Source organism: Xanthovirga aplysinae, assembly GCF_009711365.1.
Lineage (GTDB): Bacteria > Bacteroidota > Bacteroidia > Cytophagales > Cyclobacteriaceae > Xanthovirga > Xanthovirga aplysinae.
On record NZ_SMMB01000649.1, the window covers coordinates 1 to 2,991 of the forward strand.

The 2,991-nt window shown below is 37.8% G+C and carries 2 protein-coding genes; both read left to right on the forward strand.

Features of this window, described 5'->3' with window-relative positions; translation table 11 throughout:
* Positions 1-217 precede the first annotated feature (217 nt).
* On the forward strand, positions 218-2,044 hold the full coding sequence (locus tag E1171_RS03690) for an amidohydrolase (protein ID WP_155204208.1): 1,827 nt from the start codon (positions 218-220) through the stop codon (positions 2,042-2,044).
* A gap of 544 nt (positions 2,045-2,588) precedes the next feature.
* On the forward strand, positions 2,589-2,991 hold a 403-nt coding region (locus tag E1171_RS03695), incomplete at its 3' end, for a hypothetical protein (RefSeq protein WP_155204210.1).

Sequence of the window (2,991 nt, forward strand, 5' to 3'; positions counted from 1 at the left end):
ATTAATAAAAGAAGACGGAGAGTGGAAAATTCTTCACCGTAAACACTTTTTAGATCCAAGTGCGCCAATTGATCAGTGGGTAGAATACTTTAATGCCGTAAACTGGAAAAAATAAGAAAACATAACCCCAATTAAAAACCCTTAAGAGAGGTTGAAAATGGCTATTTATTCCAGATAACTTCATATTAACCTCCCTTTTATCGAACCAAAAAAAATTATGAAAAAGGCATTACTATTTCTTGTAAGTTATTTAGGTGTCATTACTCTGATTTTTGGCCAACAAGAAACCCCAAATTTGGTAGGGGCTGATTTGATTGTCTATAATGCAAAAATTACAACCCAAAACCCTGCACAGCCCCAAGCCTCGGCACTTGCCGTCAAGAAAGGAAGAATTTATGCAGTAGGAAAGGATGCAGAAATTCGAAGTCTAAAAGATGAAAATACTTTTGAGCTAGATGCCAAAGGACAAAGGCTTTTGCCTGGGTTAAATGATGCCCATATGCACGTTTTGATGGGAAGTAATACCTACAATTTTGATGTGCGCTGGGATGGTGTTCCTACATTAAAAGAAGCCCTGCAAATGCTCAAGGAACAGGCAAAGCGAACACCTAAAGGCCATTGGGTAAAAGTAATAGGGGGCTGGTCGCCCTATCAATTCGAAGAAAAAAGACTTCCTACCCTAAAGGAACTTGAAAAGGCAGTCCCTAATCACCCCTTTATTATTCAATACGCTTATAATGTTGCTTTCCTCAATAAAGAAGCGTTGGATGCCATTGGGGCTGATCGGAAAGATTTCTGGGTTCCACCTTTCACTAAATTTGAAAGAGACAAAAAGGGAAGACTCACCGGAAGGTTATACGGTGAACCTGGTTCTATCATGTTTTGGGTATTAGAAGTGTTTGTTCCTCAGCCTACTTTAGCAGAAAGAAAAAATTCCTTGCAACAATTGTTGAAAGAATTAAATCGACTTGGGCTCACTTCTGTGATAGATGCAGGAGGTTCGGGATATCCTCAACAACATGCTGTAATTCAACAATTGGTAGCAGAGGATAAATTGCCATTAAGATTTTCTTTCACTGATATTGGAGACGGCAACCTGGGAATGGAAGAAATAGAAGAAGAATTGAACAGCATTACCCGTTTGGCGCCCATTAGTCCTGGCCAAAACCTACATCCCAATATGGAGCATGGTTACGAATATGAAGGAGTTGGTGAAGCCATAAGAGTTTCTATGCTTGATTATGAGAACTTTGACCGACCCGCTCATATATTGGACCCTAACCATATTAAAGAGGTGATTACCAAAGATGTAGGAAAATTGGTGAAAAGAAGAATTCCTTTTAGAATCCATGCCACCTATAATGAAAACCTGACAGCTATGTTGGATGCCCTGGAGGAGTTAAATCAGGAAATGCCTTTTGACGGCCTGCGTTGGGGAATTGAGCATGCAGAATTCATAAGCCCGGAAAACATTAGCAGAATTAAAAATTTAGGTGGAGGAATAACTATTCAAGATAAAATGGCTTTCCATGGAGATGCCTTTATTAAAACTTATGGCAAAGAGAAGGCTTTACAAACCCCGCCTTTCCGAGAAATTCTTGATCAGAAAGTGCCATTAACCTTGGGAACGGATGGAATTAGAGTGGCTAGTTTTAACCCTTGGATTTCCATCTACTGGGCTGTTTCAGGTAAGGCTGTTTCCGGTACTGAAGTGCTTGCTGAAGAAAACAGATTGAGTCGAGAAGAGGCCCTAAGGTTGTATACCATAGGTAGCGCATGGTTTCAAGATGATGAAAACGAAAAAGGAAGAATTGCTCCGGGACAGCTGGCAGATTTTATCCTGCTCAACAAAGACTATTTGGAAATTCCAGAAAGTGAAATTCCTCAACTGCATGCAATACTGACAGTAGTGGATGGAAAGGTTGTATATGGTGAGGGAGAATATTCGAAATATGCCCCAGTCATTCCAAAACCCATACCGGCTTGGTCTCCTGTCAATTATTTTCCAGGGCATTATTCAGGATGGGGAAAATCAAAAAATTAAAACATCAAGCAGAAGTTTTTTCTATAAGATTTCAGTGAATAATCGGCAACAAAATGATTTTATGTAACTGGTAAAGCCAATGAGAATTAATGTGTCTTTTTTTATTCTTCAGTCCATTTTTTTTCTGCTTTCTTTTGATTAGTAGAAAGTTACAGTTGCTGAATAGGTATGGAGAAACTGAATCGTTTCTGCGGTTCAGCTCTTCTCCATCAATTTAATTCCTACTTTATGGTGCTTTAAAAAAAGATAAGAGACGATGAAAAATAAATATAAAATTTAGCAGAGAAGACTGGGGAGTATTTTTATAACCTTCCACTTTGGACATTTCTATCAAGGTGATTTCTTTGATAAATATTATTATTTATTGCCTCCCTTCATGGATAGATTAACCATCCTATTTGACTCAGGTCGAAGAAAAGGTTTTGGTAGCCAAGGAAAATATGAGAAGAGCGTTAGTGCCACAAAAATTTATTAGGGGATTGCCAAGTGGGATAGAGAGACCGATGGAAATCTTATGAATTTTATAACACGGAAAGAAAGTTTTATGAAATATTATTTACTCCTTATTGCTTTTATATTTCTAAATAATCGGACTATAAAGGCAAAAGCGATTGACGAAAAAAGTAGAACTATAGTTTATAATAATAAAGGAAAAATAAATGAGGAAGATAGTCTGAGTGGTGACAACCTGAACTTTTATACACTCCATTACAATCTCAATGTTTCCGGAAAATTACAGAGGGGTACAGTTGACCAGGTAACTATTCCGGCAAGATTGAACGTGGGAATAAATTCTAAGCTTTTTAAAGCCGAAATTTTTTCCAGTTATTTTTATAACAACGTGGGCGGCAGAAAGCTGAATGACGACTTTATAGGAAGAATAGTATTTGCCTTGTTCCCTGATAGAAAAGTTCATTTGGTTTCAGGGAATAACTACGAGTCCATTT

What these genes read in the sequence shown, in the direction of transcription:
- E1171_RS03690 (WP_155204208.1), top strand. Translation starts at nt 218, where the DNA reads ATGAAAAAGGCATTACTATTTCTTGTAAGTTATTTAGGTGTCATTACT.